The 17,313-nt window shown below is 46.7% G+C and carries 18 protein-coding genes and 2 tRNA genes; 9 read left to right on the top strand and 11 right to left on the bottom strand.

From position 1 onward, the window contains the following. The first annotated feature begins 10 nt into the window (after positions 1-10). Positions 11-1,183, top strand: coding sequence for an MFS transporter (locus TPET_RS07400; RefSeq protein WP_004081535.1), 1,173 nt, complete (start codon positions 11-13; stop codon positions 1,181-1,183). 252 nt (positions 1,184-1,435) lie between these two features. On the opposite strand, the gene TPET_RS07395 is transcribed toward TPET_RS07400, so the two are convergent. Both TPET_RS07395 and TPET_RS07390 read right to left on the bottom strand, forming a co-directional pair. Further along, positions 1,436-2,212 carry a hypothetical protein gene (locus tag TPET_RS07395; protein ID WP_004081536.1) on the bottom strand — a complete coding sequence of 259 codons (777 nt, stop codon included), beginning with the start codon at positions 2,210-2,212 and terminating at the stop codon, positions 1,436-1,438. 362 nt (positions 2,213-2,574) lie between these two features. Continuing rightward, the gene (locus TPET_RS07390) at positions 2,575-2,877 is read right to left on the bottom strand and encodes a hypothetical protein (protein ID WP_011943902.1); all 303 of its coding nucleotides are present in this window, start codon (positions 2,875-2,877) and stop codon (positions 2,575-2,577) included. Between the two features lie 123 nt (positions 2,878-3,000). Between TPET_RS07390 and TPET_RS07385 the strand changes: the two genes are divergently transcribed. From TPET_RS07385 to TPET_RS07375, 3 genes are read left to right on the top strand one after another with little or no spacing between them, the layout of a single operon-like run. Continuing rightward, positions 3,001-3,966 (top strand): aromatic ring-hydroxylating oxygenase subunit alpha, encoded by a 966-nt coding sequence (locus TPET_RS07385; protein WP_012311161.1) that lies wholly within the window; start codon positions 3,001-3,003, stop codon positions 3,964-3,966. A gap of 1 nt (position 3,967) precedes the next feature. Then, positions 3,968-4,660 (top strand): hypothetical protein, encoded by a 693-nt coding sequence (locus TPET_RS07380; RefSeq protein WP_004081539.1) that lies wholly within the window; start codon positions 3,968-3,970, stop codon positions 4,658-4,660. A gap of 4 nt (positions 4,661-4,664) precedes the next feature. Further along, positions 4,665-5,102: a pyrimidine dimer DNA glycosylase/endonuclease V gene (locus tag TPET_RS07375; RefSeq protein ID WP_012896509.1), complete on the top strand. Its 438-nt coding sequence runs from the start codon at positions 4,665-4,667 to the stop codon at positions 5,100-5,102. 154 nt (positions 5,103-5,256) lie between these two features. On the opposite strand, the gene TPET_RS07370 is transcribed toward TPET_RS07375, so the two are convergent. Next, positions 5,257-5,333, bottom strand: a tRNA-Met gene (locus tag TPET_RS07370). A 105-nt stretch (positions 5,334-5,438) separates the two neighbouring features. On the opposite strand from TPET_RS07370, the gene TPET_RS07365 reads away from it, so the two are divergent. From TPET_RS07365 to guaB, 5 genes are all read left to right on the top strand, one after another. Further along, positions 5,439-5,514: transfer RNA gene (locus tag TPET_RS07365), tRNA-Gly, on the top strand. A gap of 106 nt (positions 5,515-5,620) precedes the next feature. After that, positions 5,621-5,890, top strand: coding sequence for a 30S ribosomal protein S15 (gene rpsO / locus TPET_RS07360; protein WP_008195245.1), 270 nt, complete (start codon positions 5,621-5,623; stop codon positions 5,888-5,890). A 73-nt stretch (positions 5,891-5,963) separates the two neighbouring features. Next, the gene (pnp, locus tag TPET_RS07355) at positions 5,964-8,090 is read left to right on the top strand and encodes a polyribonucleotide nucleotidyltransferase (RefSeq protein WP_011943899.1); all 2,127 of its coding nucleotides are present in this window, start codon (positions 5,964-5,966) and stop codon (positions 8,088-8,090) included. After that, a complete protein-coding gene (locus tag TPET_RS07350) occupies positions 8,062-9,300 on the top strand; it encodes a M16 family metallopeptidase (protein WP_011943898.1) in 1,239 nt (412 codons plus the stop codon). The genes pnp and TPET_RS07350 overlap by 29 nt, the downstream gene beginning before the upstream one ends. An 11-nt stretch (positions 9,301-9,311) precedes the next feature. Then, a complete protein-coding gene (guaB, locus tag TPET_RS07345) occupies positions 9,312-10,760 on the top strand; it encodes an IMP dehydrogenase (RefSeq protein WP_004081543.1) in 1,449 nt (482 codons plus the stop codon). Here guaB and TPET_RS07340 read toward each other — a convergent pair. The 8 genes from TPET_RS07340 to TPET_RS07305 are packed head-to-tail and all read right to left on the bottom strand — an operon-like array spanning position 10,757 to position 17,308. Next, positions 10,757-11,806: a tetratricopeptide repeat protein gene (locus TPET_RS07340; protein WP_012896505.1), complete on the bottom strand. Its 1,050-nt coding sequence runs from the start codon at positions 11,804-11,806 to the stop codon at positions 10,757-10,759. The two genes, guaB and TPET_RS07340, sit on opposite strands and share 4 nt — an antisense overlap. A gap of 5 nt (positions 11,807-11,811) precedes the next feature. After that, positions 11,812-12,828, bottom strand: a complete 1,017-nt coding sequence (locus TPET_RS07335; protein WP_004081545.1) for an AI-2E family transporter — start codon at positions 12,826-12,828, stop codon at positions 11,812-11,814. Position 12,829: 1 nt separating this feature from the next. Next, on the bottom strand, positions 12,830-13,603 hold the full coding sequence (locus TPET_RS07330; protein WP_011943896.1) for an alpha/beta hydrolase: 774 nt from the start codon (positions 13,601-13,603) through the stop codon (positions 12,830-12,832). Between the two features lie 2 nt (positions 13,604-13,605). Next, a complete protein-coding gene (gene gltX / locus TPET_RS07325) occupies positions 13,606-15,015 on the bottom strand; it encodes a glutamate--tRNA ligase (protein ID WP_004081547.1) in 1,410 nt (469 codons plus the stop codon). After that, positions 15,009-15,707, bottom strand: a complete 699-nt coding sequence (locus tag TPET_RS07320; RefSeq protein WP_010865325.1) for a PHP-associated domain-containing protein — start codon at positions 15,705-15,707, stop codon at positions 15,009-15,011. The genes gltX and TPET_RS07320 overlap by 7 nt, the downstream gene beginning before the upstream one ends. Continuing rightward, positions 15,704-16,033 (bottom strand): DRTGG domain-containing protein, encoded by a 330-nt coding sequence (locus TPET_RS07315; protein ID WP_004081549.1) that lies wholly within the window; start codon positions 16,031-16,033, stop codon positions 15,704-15,706. The genes TPET_RS07320 and TPET_RS07315 overlap by 4 nt, the downstream gene beginning before the upstream one ends. Further along, positions 15,996-16,961 (bottom strand): CBS domain-containing protein, encoded by a 966-nt coding sequence (locus TPET_RS07310; protein ID WP_004081550.1) that lies wholly within the window; start codon positions 16,959-16,961, stop codon positions 15,996-15,998. Before TPET_RS07310 ends, TPET_RS07315 begins: the two co-directional genes overlap by 38 nt. After that, positions 16,958-17,308 carry a DRTGG domain-containing protein gene (locus tag TPET_RS07305; RefSeq protein WP_011943895.1) on the bottom strand — a complete coding sequence of 117 codons (351 nt, stop codon included), beginning with the start codon at positions 17,306-17,308 and terminating at the stop codon, positions 16,958-16,960. The genes TPET_RS07310 and TPET_RS07305 overlap by 4 nt, the downstream gene beginning before the upstream one ends. Between the last annotated feature and the right edge of the window lie 5 nt (positions 17,309-17,313).

Below are 17,313 nucleotides of genomic sequence, written 5' to 3'. Positions count from 1 at the left end.
GTGAAAGGAGTTGAACAGAAACCTCCTTCTTTTCGCCTCCGGTTCGTTCGTTTCGCTGATCGGCACCAGGATCTATCAAGTTGCACTGGCATGGTGGCTCTACTCGAAAACCGGCTCGAGCGAATACGTGGGCCTCTTCATGATATCCTCTTTTCTTCCCGCCATAATAGTGAGTCCCTTCGCTGGAACGGTGGTGGACAGGCACAGCAGAAGAAACATGATGGTTGTGATGGATATTCTCAGGGGAGTTCTGTTCATGTATCTGTTTCTCATGGAATATTTCTCAGAGTTAACGATGGCGCTTCTTCTGATCGTCACCGTTCTTGTCTCCGTGTTCGATTCTTTCTTCAATCCAGCAGTTGATTCCCTGCTTCCCGATCTGGTCAGAAAAGAAAACCTGGTCAGGGCGAATTCACTCTACAGGTTGCTGAAGAACCTCTCAAAAATACTTGGACCTGCCCTTGGAAGCCTCCTTCTGAAGGTAGTGGGACTTGCAGGAGTGATTCTCATAAATTCTCTGTCCTTTTTGATTTCAGGAATCTTTGAGATGTTCATAAAGGTTGAAGAAAAGCATCTGAAGAAAGTGTCGAAGGAAAGAAATATGTGGCAGGACATAAAATCTGCTCTTTTGTACATAAGATCGGTGAGGTTCATCCTGGTGACGATACTGGTCATTGCCATCATGAACTTCTTCACAGGTTCAATGCACGTTCTGCTACCTGAACACGTCTCGAAACTGGGAAAGAGCGAGTGGGTCTATGGAACGTTGATGAGTATGCTGTCGTTTGGGGGACTGATAGTCACATTTCTGATGGCAACGATAAGAACAAGAGCCAGCGTGAAAACCCTGGGTTTGAATCTGGTGGGGTACGGGCTGGCTGTTTTCGTGTTTGCCATGACGGGTAACCATTGGCTTATGTTTGCCATGTATTTCCTCATTGGAATCTTTCAAACCCTTTTCAACATAAACGTTATCACACTGCTTCAACTGGCAATACCGGAGGAAATGAGGGGAAAGATCTTTTCCCTGATCTCAGCCGTATCTTTCTCGCTACTGCCCGTTTCCTATGGTTTCTTTGGATTTCTCTCCAGTTACGTTGCAACGGCGCACATCTTCATAACCACTTCCATGGCGCTCATCGCAGGAGGCGTGCTGATTTCTCTTCAGAGGTTTGAGGGGTGAGCGGTTGAAATATCAAGAAGATCTGTTTACCAGCATCAATGAGTGTAATCAAAGGACCGTGATACCAAACACTCCTAATAATAAAATAACGAAAAGGAGCATTACTACTCCTTTTCTTTGGTTGTGAGTGATTTTGCTTTATCTTGTTTGACAAAGTAAATGCGTGTAGGAACTGAATAATATCTCGTCACTCTTTCAGTATCATCTCCCACCAAACTTCTTTGATTCAAAGGTAAGCCACAAAGGCTCACCTCACTGCCAACCAAGCTTCACAACCCAAAAATCAGCGCTTCCATGATTTCCAGTCACATCTCCATCGTTTGATTTGGTAAATCCAGCCACTATGTATCCTCCATCTGTTGTCTGCTGAACTGACCAAGCACTATCCGAACCAGATCCGCCCAGTGCTTTTTGCCACTGCATGTTCCCATTGCCGTCAAGCTTTACTACCCAAGCATCGAGTGATCCATGATTTCCTCGGATAACCCCATCGGTTGAATAGGTTCCTCCAGCCACTATGTAACCTCCATCGGTTGTTTGTTGAACTGAAGTGGCCCAGTCATTTCCGGATCCGCCAAGGGTTTTCTGCCATTCTATGTTTCCATCTTTGTCAAGCTTTACTATCCAAGCGTCAAGCGAGCCATGATTTCCACTAACATCTCCATCATTAGACCAGGTAAATCCAGCTACTATATACCCACCATCGGGTGTTTGTTGAACTGAAAAAGCCCAATCCCAATTGGATCCACCGAGAGTTTTCTGCCATTCTATGTTTCCATCTTTATCAAGCTTTACTATCCAAAAGTCACCGTTTTCATGATTCCCTTTGACATCTCCATCGTTTGACTCGGTATATCCAGCCACTATATACCCACCATCGGGTGTTTGTTGAATTGAAAAAGCATAATCATCACTGGATCCACCAAGAATTTTCTGCCAAATAATTTCTGGCGCAGTTTCAGCTATGCAAATTAAAGAAACAGTAACAAGCATTATACCAAAGAACACAGTGATAAACATCTTGCTCATAAAAACACCCCCCTTACACCATTTAAGTGAACTCTGTCGATTTCTCCAGGCTTTCTGAAAACCTCATTTACTATTTAATTGGTGGTATTGTATCACAAAGCCCCTGATATGCAAAATCTTCTCACTTCAAACCTTAAAGCAAAGAATTCTTTAAAAGCTTCTTTTCCCTTCTGCCTCAACAAAAAAATAATATTTCACCAGTACAGGATATGAGCTTTGCCCTTTTCTGATACACCCTGGCTATTATGACCTCACCTCCTTCCACTAGTTATAGTCCGTTTCTTTGTGTTTCAACTCTGGAACAATTTGGTGAGGACCCATAAAAAACAAAAAGCCCGGCCATTTCGACCGGGCTTCCCTATTCATTCAACGTACAGCAAGATAGAACGGTCTATTCTTCTTCGTTCCACTAGTGGTAAAAAGAGACGAACAAGTTCTTCTTCTGTCTCACTGTCGATGGGAACACGGTTTACAACACGAAACGTCATAATCCAGGCTCTGAGGCCTTCTTCTCCGTCTTCTAAAATGCCGTAGAAAGGAGAGTCCGTTCCAGGTATGTGCCCTCTGATGGTCGTACCAAGCCCTGTAAGCTTTTCAAACGTTCCTTCTTTTGCCACAAAAGTGTACTCTCTGCCGTCTGTACCCTTCACAGTTTTTCTGATCACCACAATCACCTCCTCATTCGACCGTTCTGAGATCACTCTCGTTTTTTCCAATTCCAAAACTATGGTATCATTAAGAAAAAACAAACAACGGACGATGGGGGGGCGCCGCAAGAAGTGTCTTCAATGTGGTTTGCAGTTCTTTCATCGAATGAGGTGAGGAGAAAACCCGTTGGAGTTAGGCGACTCGGGAGAGACCTGGTGTTCTGGAGGGACAGCTTGGGAAAAGTCTACGCCCTGGAAGACTTCTGCGTGCACCGGAGGGCTAGGCTCTCAGCGGGGAAGGTTATAAACGATAGAATCCAGTGCCCCTTTCACGGGTTTGAGTACGACGGTAACGGCAGGGTGAGGCTTATACCGGCCCTCGGGAAGAACTACAAAGTTCCTGATAGATTTAGGGTTAATTCATACCCGGTTTACGAAAAAAATAACATAATATGGCTCTGGTTCGGAGAAGGAGAGCCAGAGAAGGAGCCAAAGTTCTTCGATGATATAGATGAGGACTTCGCTTATGCGGAGTTCAGGGAGCTCTGGAACGTCCCGTTCCCGAGGGCGGTTGAGAACCAGCTCGACGTCATGCACCTACCTTTCGTCCACAGAACCACCATAGGCCGGGGAAACAGGACCCTGGTCCACGGCCCCGTCGTCAAGTGGATAGACGAAGACAGTTTCATTTTTTACGTGTTCAACGAGGTCGATAGGGGGCAGAGGGTCAAAAGACCCGAGGAACTCAGCGGGGAGGAGTCGAGGGTTTACCTTGAGTTCATATTTCCCAACCTCTGGCAGAACCACATAAGTGAAGGTACGAGAGTGGTAGCCTTTTTTGTTCCCGTGGACAGGCAGAAAACCATGATATACCTCCGCTTTTACGTGAAAATGACGGGATTGAAACCCGTTGATTCCATCATAGCCCGTTTAAGCATGCCCTTAAACAGGATAATCCTCCACCAGGATAGGAGAGTTGTGGAGACCCAGGAGAGGGACATAAGGAAAGATGTCCTCGTCCAGGGTGACCTGCCCATAATGGAGTTTCGCAAAAGGCTTTATAAGGAAAAGAAACTGATTGATTTCCTGTTTGGTGGAGGTCAGTGAGATGTCCGGAGTGAAAACCTATGACCCGACTTCATGGAGACCAAAGCACCTTGACCTCCTGCTTTCAGCTGTAATAGCCTTCTCTCTCCCTGCTGTGGCGGGATGGCTCTATGATCTGAGCGGGGTCCTCATTCCCATGCTTATCTACTACTCCCTCGCCTGGGGCCTTGTGAAGCTGAGAAGAGGCGTTGTAGGCTATGGAACACCCTTCCCGAAAAAGCCTCCCAAGTGGTTCTATGTGAACGTCCTTGTAATACTCACGGCCCTATTCTTTGCCTACCAGGCACGGATTAGAGTTGAGGAAGTTGACCGGTTTGGTGTTCTCCTTACGGCACTTTTGTGGGCTCCGGTGAATGCTTCGACCGAACAGATACTCTGGCTCTACCTGTTTGATTCATGGGACCTGTACCCTGAAAAACCCAGGCTCAGATATCGCCTTGCAGGCCTGGTGTTCTTCGCCGCCTTCGTGGGGCTAATACACACGATGTTCTGGACAAAGTTCCTCCATGTAGCAAGTCCCGAGGGATTCTTTGGGGTGGCGTTTGTGCTGATGACGACCATTTCAGGGTTCATCCACATAGTGGTATGGCGTCAGTCCGGAAACATGGTTTTCACGTTCATACCACACTTTCTTCTGAACCTCGGCCCGCTCTTCTGGACGGGCTATAGCATAGTACCATACCTGTGGAGGTGAGAACCTGCGTCTCTGGTCGCTCCACCCAAAATACCTTGACGCCAAAGGGCTCGTGGCACTCTGGAGGGAAAGTTTACTGGCTAAAAAAGTGCTCGAAGGAAAGACCAGGGGGTACAGAAACCACCCGCAGCTTGAACGTTTTAAAAACCATTCAGAGCCGTTAAAGGCCATAAACGCCTACCTCTTTGAGGTATGGAGGGAAGCGGAAAGGAGGGGCTACCGCTTTGACATCAGGAAGATAGAGGTAGTGGAACTCAAGGAAAAGATCCCGGTCACGAAGGGCCAACTTGAATATGAGTTTCACCACCTCCTCAAGAAACTTCAGAAAAGAGATCCAGAGCGATATGAAACATTGAAAAGCGAAAAGGATATCCACGCCAGTCCTGTGTTTCTGATCATCGAGGGAAAAGTAGAACACTGGGAAAAAGGAGTCTTCCCTTGAATGGATACGAACCTTTTCTGGTTTACCCCGTTCTCATGCCTTCGTTTTCTTTCACTGGATACAGTCATATCCTTTTCTATCCACGAACACTTAAGGCAAGAACCCATAAAAACAAAATAACCCGGCCAAAACGGCCGGGCTGTTCATATCGATCTGGTAGCGGGGGTGGGATTTGAACCCACGACCTTTGGGTTATGAGCCCAACGAGCTGCCAGACTGCTCCACCCCGCACCGTCTAATCCCGTTTTTATAATATAGCATCACCCCGTTAGGTTGTCAAGAGGGAGAAACTCTTGAAAGGTTTCCCCAATGTATGATAAAATAATCAACGAACGAGCGGGTGTAGCTCAGCTGGTAGAGCACCAGCTTCCCAAGCTGGGGGTCGCGGGTTCGAATCCCGTCGCCCGCTCCACAACCCGGCACATGCCGGGGTATGTTTTTGTGGTATAATCATCCTTGACCCCAGTCTGGGGAAGAACCTGGGCTGGCGGAGACTGATAAAATGGAGGTGTTCGGTGGTGTCTCTCGACCCTGAAAAGAAAAACGAAATCATCAAGGAATTCCAGATCCACGAGAACGACACAGGATCCGTTGAGGTGCAGATCGCTCTTCTCACTGCGAGGATCAAACATTTGACAGAGCACCTGAGAAAGCATCCAAAGGATTTCCACTCCAGAAGAGGACTCATGAAGATGATCGGAAGAAGAAGAAAAATGTTGAAGTACCTGAGACACAAGAAACCGGAAGTTTATCGAGAACTCATCGCCAAGTTAGGAATCAGGAAATAAAATTCTAAGGAGGGGGAAGCGGGCTTGTTGCCCGCTTCCTGATTTAAATTGATTGGGTAGAGGTGATAGGAATATGAAGGAATGGCGACGTAACATCCTTGGAAGAGAACTCGTAGTTCAGTACGGAAAAGTAGCGAAACAATCGAGTGGTTCAGCCCTGGTGAGGTTTGGTGACACAGTTGTTCTGGCAACCGCAAACATTTCAGACAAAGCAGTGGAAGGAATCGACTTTGTACCTCTCACCGTTGAGTTCCAGGAAAGGTTCTACGCTGCCGGAAAGATCCCCGGTGGTTTCATAAAGAGGGAAGGTAAACCCAGCGAATCCGCTATTCTCTCAGCCCGCCTCATCGACAGACCGATAAGGCCTCTCTTTCCAAAAAAACTCAGAAACGAGGTCCAGGTTATCGTGACCGTGCTTTCGGTGGATCCGAACGTTCCACCGGACGTTGTGGGAATCTTTGCCGCGTCCCTCGCATTGAACGTTTCAAAGATACCGTTTGAAGGTATAGTGGCGGGTATCAGGGTTGGTTACAGAGACGGACAGTTCATAGCCTTACCCAGTGAGGAAGACATAGAAAAGGGCCTGATGGATATCACCGTTGCTGGAACAAAAGACGCTGTCACCATGGTCGAAGGTGAGGCGAAAGAAGTAGCAGAAGAAGATATGGTGAAGGCCCTGAGATTCGCGCATTCCGTTATAAAAGAACTCGTCGATTTCCAGGAAGAGATTCTCTCAGAGTTCAACGTGGAGAAAATCCCCGTTGTCGAGCCCACACCACCTGAAGGCCTCGTTGAGGCTTTCAAAGATCTTCTAAACAAAGAAGAACTGGAAAGAAGAATCCTCGTAAAGGTGAAGAAGGAAAGAGAAGTGGCTCTCAAAGAGTACGAAGAACAGCTTCTGAATCAGATTGCAGAAAAATTGTCCGTAACCGATTTGGAAGGAATCAAACCCTTTGTCTCGGAACTCTATGAAGATGCCGTCAAAAAAACAATGAGGAGATTGATAGTGGAGAAGGGTATCAGAGCGGACGGGAGAAAACCGACCGAGATCAGACCCATCTCCTGCGAGGTTGGATTGTTCCCGAGAACACATGGCTCTGCTCTTTTCACCAGAGGGGAAACACAGAGTCTCGGCATCGTTACTCTCGGCGCTCCCATGGACGTTCAGATCATAGACACACTCCTCGAAGAAGGCGTTAAGAGGTTCATGCTGCACTACAACTTTCCTCCGTTCTGTACAGGAGAGGTGAAGCCGCTCAGAGGTCCCAGCAGAAGGGAAATCGGGCATGGACATCTGGCAGAAAGAGCTCTGAAGAACATGCTTCCACCCGAAGAAGAGTTCCCCTACACCATAAGAGTGGTTTCTGAGATCCTGGAGTCCAACGGTTCTTCCTCAATGGCCACGGTGTGTTCAGGATCCCTGGCGCTGATGGATGCTGGAGTTCCTATCAAGAAACACGTTGCAGGAATAGCGATGGGGCTCATTCTTGAAGAAGACGCCGAGATCATACTCACAGACATCATTGGAATGGAAGACCACTACGGTGATATGGACTTCAAAGTGGCTGGAACAAGAGATGGAATCACCGCCTTTCAGATGGACTGTAAGGTCTCAGGTGTCTCAGATGAACTCCTCATGAAAGCGCTCATGCAGGCAAGGGAAGCGAGAATGTACATTCTCGACAGGATGTATGAAACCATCTCTGCTCCAAGACCGCATCTGTCCAAGTATGCACCGATCATAAAGGTAACCAAGGTCGATCCAGAAAAAGTGGCGGATGTCATAGGACCTGGAGGCAGAGTGATAAAGAAGATCATAAAAGACTTCGATGTGAAGGTGGAGATCGACGACGAAACAGGCCTCGTCAAGGTCGTTGGAAGTTCTGAAGAAAACGTTGACAAGGCCATCGAACTCATAAGGGAAATAGCCAAAGAAATAGAAGTGGGAGAAGTTCTGGAAGGAAAGGTCACAAGGATAGAACCTTACGGACTGTTCATAGAGGTGAGACCAGGTAAGATAGGCCTCCTTCATCAGAGCAAAGTAGGAGAAGATATGAGGCAGTTCTTGAAAAAGGTGAAAGTCGGTGATACCATAAAGGTACAGGTGATCAACATAGACGACCTCGGAAGACTGCAGTTCAAACGTGTCACAGAGGGGGAAAACACTCAGCATGGAAAGACACACAGTAAACGAAATTGAGATTTTCACCATACCATTCGACAAGGCGCGGACGATCTCCTGCGCCTTTTTAATTAAAAAGGGATCCGCTCACGAACCAGAAGAACTTGCGGGGATCTCCCATTTCATAGAACACATGGCTTTCAGGGGAACAAAAAGCTACGATCACTTTTCTCTCAAGTACACCGTAGAAGTGGTTGGAGGAACTCTCAATGCCTTCACCGATAAACTCGCCACCGCTTATTATGCAAAAGTTCCGGAGTTTCACTTCGGAAAAACGCTGAACGTGTTGAAAGAGATAACTTTCTATCCCATTTTCTCTCCCGAAGACACCGAGATAGAGAGAAAGATCATTCTTGAAGAGTACAAGATGTCCCAGGATGATCCAACCAGTAAACTCTTCGATACTCTGGTGGAAACTGTCTGGCCCGGGCCCTACGGAAGGCCCATCATTGGAAGGAAGGAAACTATTGAGAAGATCTCGTCGGAAGATCTCAGAGAGTATCACAGGAAAAACTACAATCTTCCGGATACCAAAATCATCCTCGCTGGAAAAGTAAACGATGACTACCTTTCTCTTCTGGAAAAAGAATTGAGCGAATTAGAAAGGAACAAGCCAGGAGATCCTCTTCCACCTCCACCTTCGTTCGAACACACGGAACCCAGATACATCGTGAGGAACGACCTAGAGCAGGTACACATTGCCTTGGCAAGACCCATCTGTGGAAGAAACAGCGAAGATATATACCCGCTTTATGTTCTCAATACTGCTCTGGGAAGTGGAATGAGCTCCATTCTGTTCCACGAAATAAGGGAGAAAGAGGGCTTCGTTTACGATGTGTTCTCTCAGATCTACGCGCTGAAGGAAACAGGAATCATCATCGTGTACGCGGCTCTTTCTCCTGAAAAGATAGATGAGTTCTTCTCGAAGATGAAAGAAGTTCTCTCCAATGAATCTCTCTTCATGAAGAATTTCGAATACGGAAAGACGAGATACCTTGGAAAGCTCGATATGGTCACAGACAATCCAGCCGGCATGATGAGTTTTGTGATCGATAATCTCTCTCACGACTCTCTGGAAACCATAGAGGAAAGGGTCGAGAGAATAAAGAACGTTTCGAAAGAAGACTACAGAAGGGCCTACGAGAGATTTATTGCGGGTAACTGGAGCGTGTTCGGAATAGGACCTGAGTCCGGGAAGATTATTGAAAAACACGAGATGATCGTTTGAGGAGGGATTGGATGAAAGAAGCCCTGACCTTTGACGATGTGCTGCTTGTTCCACAGTACAGCGAAGTCCTTCCAAAAGACGTGAAAATAGACACCAGGCTCACAAGACAGATACGAATAAATATACCACTTGTGAGTGCCGCCATGGACACAGTGACCGAAGCGGCTCTGGCAAAGGCTCTCGCAAGGGAAGGCGGCATTGGAATCATTCACAAAAATCTCACTCCCGATGAACAGGCGCGCCAGGTATCGATCGTAAAGAAGACCGAAAACGGCATCATATACGATCCTATCACCGTAACCCCGGATATGACGGTGAAAGAAGCAATTGATCTCATGGCAGAGTACAAAATAGGTGGACTTCCCGTTGTGGACGAAGAGGGAAGGCTTGTTGGCCTGCTCACAAACAGAGATGTCAGGTTCGAAAAGAACCTTTCAAAGAAGATAAAAGATCTGATGACACCAAGAGAAAAGCTCATCGTTGCCCCTCCAGACATCTCCCTTGAAAAAGCAAAAGAAATTCTCCACCAGCACAGAATAGAGAAACTTCCCCTCGTCTCAAAAGACAACAAGCTCGTTGGATTGATCACCATCAAGGACATAATGAGTGTGATAGAACATCCCAACGCGGCGAGGGACGAAAAGGGAAGGCTTCTCGTGGGCGCAGCGGTTGGAACGAGTCCTGAAACCATGGAAAGGGTGGAAAAGCTCGTAAAAGCGGGTGTGGATGTGATCGTCATAGATACCGCTCACGGTCACTCCAGAAGAGTGATAGAGACCCTCGAGATGATAAAAGCAGACTACCCGGATTTGCCGGTAGTGGCCGGAAATGTGGCGACCCCGGAAGGAACGGAGGCGCTCATAAAGGCGGGAGCGGACGCTGTGAAAGTAGGTGTGGGTCCCGGATCGATCTGTACAACGAGAGTGGTAGCTGGTGTTGGTGTTCCGCAGCTCACAGCCGTTATGGAATGTTCTGAAGTTGCGAGAAAGTACGACGTTCCCATCATAGCGGATGGAGGAATCAGATACTCTGGAGACATTGTGAAAGCACTTGCAGCCGGTGCCGAGAGTGTCATGGTCGGAAGTATCTTTGCCGGTACCGAAGAGGCACCGGGAGAAACGATACTGTATCAGGGTAGAAAGTACAAGGCCTACAGAGGTATGGGAAGCCTTGGCGCTATGAGATCTGGAAGTGCGGACAGATACGGTCAGGAAGGGGAAAACAAGTTTGTCCCCGAAGGAATAGAGGGTATGGTGCCGTACAAAGGAACCGTAAAAGACGTGGTGCATCAGCTTGTGGGCGGACTCAGATCCGGTATGGGATACATCGGTGCCAGAACAATAAAAGAACTCCAGGAAAAGGCAGTCTTCGTGAAAATCACTCCAGCTGGAGTGAAAGAAAGCCATCCACACGACATCATCATAACGAAAGAATCTCCGAACTACTGGGTCCAGGCTTAAGAGAGTTTCTTTATGATTTCGTACTCTTTCATCGCTTCTTCGTGCATGCCGATTTCTTCGTAAAGACGGGCGAGCTTCAATCGAAGCTTCACGTTTTCCGGCTGTTTCTGGAGCAGCTTCAAATAAATCGAAGCTGCTCTTTTTTTCATGCCGATTCTCCTGTAAAAAGACGCTCTGAATCGAGCAGAAAGAAACGGTAGAGCAAGAAGAACCAGGAGAAACGGGTAATATCTACCTCTTTTCTCTTCAGACACCTTCGACTTTTTTGAAACAGCGGCCAGTTTTTCTCTGAGCTTTTCCTTGGGAATGGTGAGCTGTTCGTACTCGTCGAGGATCTCTTCCACGTTCCCAGAGGCGTTCACCTTTGCAGAGATGGAAAAGTATTTCTTTATCTGTTCTTCGAGTTCGTCTGTTTCACTGTATCCCAAGTGATGTGCCACTTCAAAAAGTCTCAGAATATAGGAGTAACTCTCCTCTTTCAGAGGTATCTCCTTTGCTTTTCTCACAAGATGGTAGGCTATTTCTTCGGCATTTTCCACCTTCGAGAGAGCCTCCACCACCTCGAATGAGAACACGAAAGGATCTTCAAGAAACCTGTTCACAAGATCTTCGGCGAACTTCTCGGGGTTTTCTATTTTCAAACTGATGCCGAGTTTCCAGAAAAATGGTGAAGAGAGAAATTCCTCCACGTCTTGCAGTTTCTCAGCAAAACTCTTCAGCTCTGGAAAGATTTTTTCCAGCAGTGGTGATTCTTCCTCGGAGAACATTTCTTCTGTGTCTCTTAGTTTTTCAAGGAGACCATGAAAGTCTTCTGAGATGATTTCCCGAGAGAGGGAGGGGTGTTTTTCAACGAGCTTTTTTTTGGCAAAGAGAAACTCTCCAACATTTTCTAATTCTGGATCAGAGGGGTGCTTTTTCATGTAGTCGAGAAAAAGATCTATGGCATTGTCCAGATTCGTCTTCGAAAGGCTTTTTATTTCCTCAAGGGATAGCGCCATAGTTAGAAGAGAAGGTATCAGTAGAAGAAGAATGAAGATAATTCTCAAAACTCTCACCCCGCCTCAAAAAGGGGCCTGAGAAATTTCCTCCAGAAGACTTTGAAAAACAGAGCGAGCGGCACTCCCACAAAAGATCCGAACAATCCGAAGAGTTTCCCAAAAAACAGGATGGACAAGATTATGTAAACGGGATTCAGCTTTTCGAGGCCTTTCATCAGCTGAATGAAGACAACGAAGGCAACGGCATGTATGAGGATCGCAAAGAGTGCTATGAGAAGAACACCTTTCACACCGAGAGTGAGAGAAAAAAGAAGTACAGGGATGTATTCCAGGACCACTCCAACGATTGGAATGAAGTTGGTCACAAAAGCCCAGAGGCTTATGATGGCGCTGTACTTCAAGTTGAAAGCTTCGAAAACAATCCAGTAAGAGAGTCCTATTATCACAGCATTTATGAAGATGACCCTTATGTACCTCCCCATACTCGCGTACACATCACGGAAAAACTCTCTCGCTTCCGCTCTTACACTCTTTGGATAGATGAGAACAAAGAAGCTGGCTATTTCGCGAATATAGAACACGGTGTAGCCGAGTCCGAAAAGCGTGAAAACAATTATCGTGGTAACAGAGACAAAATTCGTTGTTACAAGCGAAAAGACATAGTTCAGGAAATCTGTGAGCTTTGGTTCAAGAAAATTCATGATCTTATCGAACACCGGCATCAGTTCAGGAGATTTTATGTAGTCTTTCCATATCTTGCTTTCAAAAACTTTTGTCATGAATTCGATGAAACTCCCAAACTCGTTGAAAACAGGAGGAATGATCATGTAAAGCGAATAAACCATCACGAAAAAGAAGAGAAGAAGTGCTGCTACCCTGGAGAAGTACTTTCCAAATTTCAGCTTCTCCAGGAAACGAATGACCGGATCCAAAAGGAGCGTGAAGAACACCATCAACACAATCACTGCAAAGACATCCGGGAAAATCTTGAATACGAGAAATGAAATCAATATGTACAGTGTCGTGAAGAAAAAAGCTTTGTCCTCTAAGATCTTCCTGAACTCCTTCAACTTATTTCCCTCCGAGTTTTTCGAGACTCCACTCGACTATCGTTTTGAAAAACTCTTTCTGGTGCTCTGGATCTTCAAAAAGTTCATGGTATCCTCCAGGAAAGCTCACCAGTTTTTTCTCTGTGCTCAGTGCTTCGAAAAACTTCTTGCTTCCCTCAAAAGACACCACCCTGTCATCAGTTCCGTGAAGAATGAGAACAGGAACCTTTATCCTTTCAGCGTCTTTGAGAACCTTTTTCATATGGGAAAGCATATCTGAAGCGAGCTTGAAGGAGATTCTGTCGTGAACGAGGGGATCTCTTATGTACGCTTCCACCGCTTCTCTGTTCCTGGAAAGATCGCTCGGGTTTATCCCGTTGCTCATCGTGAGGAATGGAACAAAAAAGGACAGAAACCTCACCATGAATTCAAGGACCGGAGAATGGGTATCTGGAAGCAGGATAGCGGGGGCCGACACCACCAACCCTTTCTGGTTCTCTGGCTGAAAAATCTGAGTGAATCTGATAGCTATCAATCCACCGAGACTGTGACCAAAGAGCACGAACCTTTCCAGATCTTTCGTGATCTCGTTCAATATTTTAAAAACGTCATCAAAACGAAGGTGCCCTCTTCTTCCGGGAGATTTGCCGTGACCTGGTAGATCGAATGTGACCACCTGAACACCCTCTGAAACGAATTCTCTCACAAGTCTTCTGTACCTCCCGGAGTGTTCACCGAGACCGTGTACGATCACAACTGTACCTTTCCAGTCTTCTCCGTGTTTCTGGATGTTCATTCTCATCCCCCCAGAGATCTTTCTATTCTTCTCAAAAAGATCTCCTTTCCAAGAAGAGGAATAATGTTGACGAGTTCAGGACCTTCTTCTCTACCAGTCAGAACTCTTCTCAACGTCATATAGAATTCTTTGGGCTTTACACCGTGTTGTTTCAGTACCTTCTTGAAGACAGGTGTGATTTCTTCCATGGTCCACCGAACGTTCTGGAGCTCTTCTTTGAGCTGTGAAAACACTTCTTTCATTTCTTCTGGTATTTCAACAGGTGCTGGATCTTCAAAGAAGAAGCGGGACTCTTCAGGAAATTCTGAAAGCACCTCTACTCTCTCTTTTGTGATCTCCAATACCTTTTTAAAGTACTCCTCGTCGATTATTTTTATCCCGGCTTTCTCAAAGAACGGCTTTGCCAGTTCTGCGAGCTTCTCAATCGGCATGTTCCTCAAATAGTAACCGTTCATCCATTTCAACTTCTGTGGGTCGAAAATCGCAGGGTTCGGGCTGAGCCTGTCCAGAGAAAACGAAGAAATCAATTCTTCGAGAGTGAGGAGTTCTTTACCCTCTGGGTGAGACCATCCAAGAAGTGCCAGATAGTTGACAAGCGCCTCCGGAAGATATCCCATGTCTCTGAACGCTTCCACAGAAGTGGCTCCATGTCTCTTGCTCAGTTTTTTTCCATCGGGTCCCAGTATGGTGGAAACGTGCGCAAAAACGGGGGGAGCCTTTTCAAACGCTTCATAGAGAGCGAGCTGTCTCAGTGTATTTGAGAGATGGTCGTCTCCACGGATAACGTGTGTTATTTCCATGAGCATGTCATCCACCACACAGGCGAAATTGTAGGTGGGAAGACCGTTGCTTCTCATTATCACAAAATCCCCAATTGCTCCTGTCTTGAACACAACTTCACCTTTCACCACATCGTTCAACACATAGTCTTTTCTGGGCATCTTGAAAAACACAGCCGGCCTCAAACCCTTTTCTTCGTATTCCCTTCTTCTCTCGGGAGTATCAAACTTTTCGAACATCTCCTGGGAGTAGTGTGGTGCCTTTCCTTCAGAGAGGAGTTTCTCCCTCATCTCTTCGATCTCTTCAGGGTAAGCGTAAACGTAATAGGCCTTCCCCTCCTTTACAAGCCTTTCAGCGTGTTCTCTGTATATCTCCACTCTCTCGCTCTGCCTGTATGGACCGTGGTCTCCTCCCACGTCCGGTCCCTCATCCCACAGAAGACCAAGCCACCTGAGAGATTCCATGAGCTTCTCTTCGTACTCCCTCTCAGATCTCTCCAAATCGGTGTCTTCTATTCTGAGGATGAACTTTCCTTTTTCTTTCCGTGCGAAAAGAAAGTTGAACAGAGCGGTTCGAGCTCCTCCAACGTGGAGAAAGCCAGTGGGGCTCGGTGCGAATCTCACCCTTACCAATTCAGAACACCTCCCAGTGTGTATTCGCTGTTGAGGATCTTTTTCAGTACTTCCTCGGGTGAATTCGGCGCTCCTGATATGTCGATGTACCTTCTTCCTATATCAGAGGGAAAATGGGCGTCCGATGTCACTATCACCCTGAGATTCTTTTTCTGGGCATTTTCTTTTCCCTCTCTACTCACCACTTCAGCAACAGGAATCTCGAGATCTGGAAAGAAACCGAGCTGGTAGAGAACACCGAATCTCTTCTCAACATGCGCGTAAACCGGTATCCCTCCAAATGATCGAATCAGCTCTACAGCCTGAGACAGTGTGAGATCTGAAGGAAAACCGAGTGGAACGTCTTCGTAGCCCGTGTAATTCCCCTTTTCGTCTACAAAGAGCTGATAGCCCATTTTCTCATGATCGTGTTTCACCGATGGAAGATGTTCGTAAACGATCTTCGTGACTTTCAATGCGCTTTCGATATCGGAAAAAAAGCCGAGCACGTGAACATCTTCCACCGTCTGTATCTCTATTCCAGGGACAACGAGTTTCTTCATTTTCAGAAAAGCAGGAACGTTTTTTGCGCTGTTGTGATCAACTATGCCGAGAATCTGTACATCTCCCGATGCCCTCTCCACAACGGGCGGTATCATGAGCAGATCTGCGCACGGTGACAGACACGTGTGCACATGTAAATCCGCCTTCATCTCAACCCCAGCTCGTACACCTTCCCAGAAACTATGAAGGAGTTCTCCTGAGATTTAAGGAGCACCACTCCGTTCTCCTCTGCCTTCTTCACAGTGTCCTTTTCGTATTCGTGACCGTCACAGAGAACGATTCCCTTTATTCCGACAACCGTGGCAACCGCTATTATGTTGACGTGAGACTGCACTGTGATCCAGAGTGTCGAAGGCTGGGCTTTCCCCAGCACTTCACTCAAAAGGTCACAGGTGAAACCGTGTTCCACTTCCGTGTTCAGATCACCGCACACATGTTCAAGCCCCAGTTTTTCCACTATCTCCCTTATCCTCACCTCTATCCCTCCTGAAGAACACCATCTCAACGATTACACCCTTTCCCACTTCTGAGATGATGACCATTTTATCGGAGTACCTTTTCATGTTTGGAAGCCCCATCCCTGCACCAAAGCCGAGCTCTCTGATGTGGTCTGGAGCCGTTGAATAGCCTTCTCTCATCGCGAGTTCCAGATTTTCTATCCCTTTTCCTCTGTCTTCTACCCTCACCGTGATTTTCTCATTGTCGATGAAGCAGTATATGTACCCATCGGATTCGCTGTGGATGACAACGTTTGCTTCCGCTTCGTAAGTAGCTATTGCAATTCTTCTTGCCAGTTCTTCATCCACTCCTCGCTCTAAGAGAAACCTCTTCAATTTGGAAGCCCCTATCCCGATCATGTTCACATCGAAGTAATCTATGTGGAAAACAAAATCCGCTTTTCCTTTTTCCAGGACCTCTCCCGTGATCAGTGAGGTTCCTTTTTCCAAGACTTCTTCCATCCTTTTGTCGTGCAGATACATGATGCCGAGTTTTGCCAGAAGAAAATAGATGATGTCGTGCTTTGTCACGATCCCCACAAGTTTTCCCTCATCGTCGACAACGGGAAATCTCCCATAACCGTATTTCTCAAAGGTCTTGACGGCGTCCTGGAGGGTGTCTGTTTCTTTCAGACATACCACGTTCTTCGTCATGCGCTTTTCAACACTGTCTTTTATGTAACTTCCCTCAAGGGCTTTTATGATGTCTTCCAAACTGACGATTCCCACTACCCGTTTTTTGTCATCCACTACGGGCACACCTGAGATCCTCTTTATCCTCATAATCTCTTTCACGTGAAGAAGTGTCTTGTCCGGTGTTACGTATATAACGTCCGGATTCATGAACTCGGAAACTCTGACATCCTGGAAAATGGCTTGCAATCTGTCTATGATGGAAACGCTCATTCTATCGCTCTCCTGACGGGCTTCAAACCTTTCATGTAAAGTCTGCCACAAGTTTCGAACATGGAAAGATTCGTTGCAAGAACGGTGATGTTGCATTCTTTCGCAAAATTGACTATAGTCTCAGGAATATCTTTTTTTCTGACGAAGAGAACAGCGGGTATCCCCACCACCATGGCGGTTCGCACGGCCTGTGGAGAGTGAAGCCCTGTGATCAGAAGAACGTTCGGCTCAGCAAACGCGAGAACATCACTCATGAGATCTGTGGCAACGGCTCTTTCTATGTTCAGATCTTTGTTTCCACAAAGGATCTCTCCTTCTACGATTCTGGCGATCTCTTCTATTGTCACGCAAA

The sequence above is a fragment of the Thermotoga petrophila RKU-1 genome, from assembly GCF_000016785.1.
Lineage (GTDB): Bacteria > Thermotogota > Thermotogae > Thermotogales > Thermotogaceae > Thermotoga > Thermotoga petrophila.
The sequence above is the reverse complement of the archived record's forward strand: the minus strand, read 5'-3'. Positions and strand labels throughout refer to the sequence as shown.

Bases quoted from the DNA above. Each gene is read 5' to 3' on its own strand.
- TPET_RS07395 (WP_004081536.1), bottom strand. From the start codon at position 2,212: ATGAGCAAGATGTTTATCACTGTGTTCTTTGGTATAATGCTTGTTACT.
- TPET_RS07385 (WP_012311161.1), top strand. From the start codon at position 3,001: ATGTGGTTTGCAGTTCTTTCATCGAATGAGGTGAGGAGAAAACCCGTT.
- TPET_RS07380 (WP_004081539.1), top strand. From the start codon at position 3,968: ATGTCCGGAGTGAAAACCTATGACCCGACTTCATGGAGACCAAAGCAC.
- pnp (WP_011943899.1), top strand. From the start codon at position 5,964: ATGAAGGAATGGCGACGTAACATCCTTGGAAGAGAACTCGTAGTTCAG.
- TPET_RS07350 (WP_011943898.1), top strand. From the start codon at position 8,062: ATGGAAAGACACACAGTAAACGAAATTGAGATTTTCACCATACCATTC.
- guaB (WP_004081543.1), top strand. From the start codon at position 9,312: ATGAAAGAAGCCCTGACCTTTGACGATGTGCTGCTTGTTCCACAGTAC.
- TPET_RS07330 (WP_011943896.1), bottom strand. From the start codon at position 13,603: ATGAACATCCAGAAACACGGAGAAGACTGGAAAGGTACAGTTGTGATC.
- TPET_RS07320 (WP_010865325.1), bottom strand. From the start codon at position 15,707: ATGAAGGCGGATTTACATGTGCACACGTGTCTGTCACCGTGCGCAGAT.
- TPET_RS07310 (WP_004081550.1), bottom strand. From the start codon at position 16,961: ATGAGCGTTTCCATCATAGACAGATTGCAAGCCATTTTCCAGGATGTC.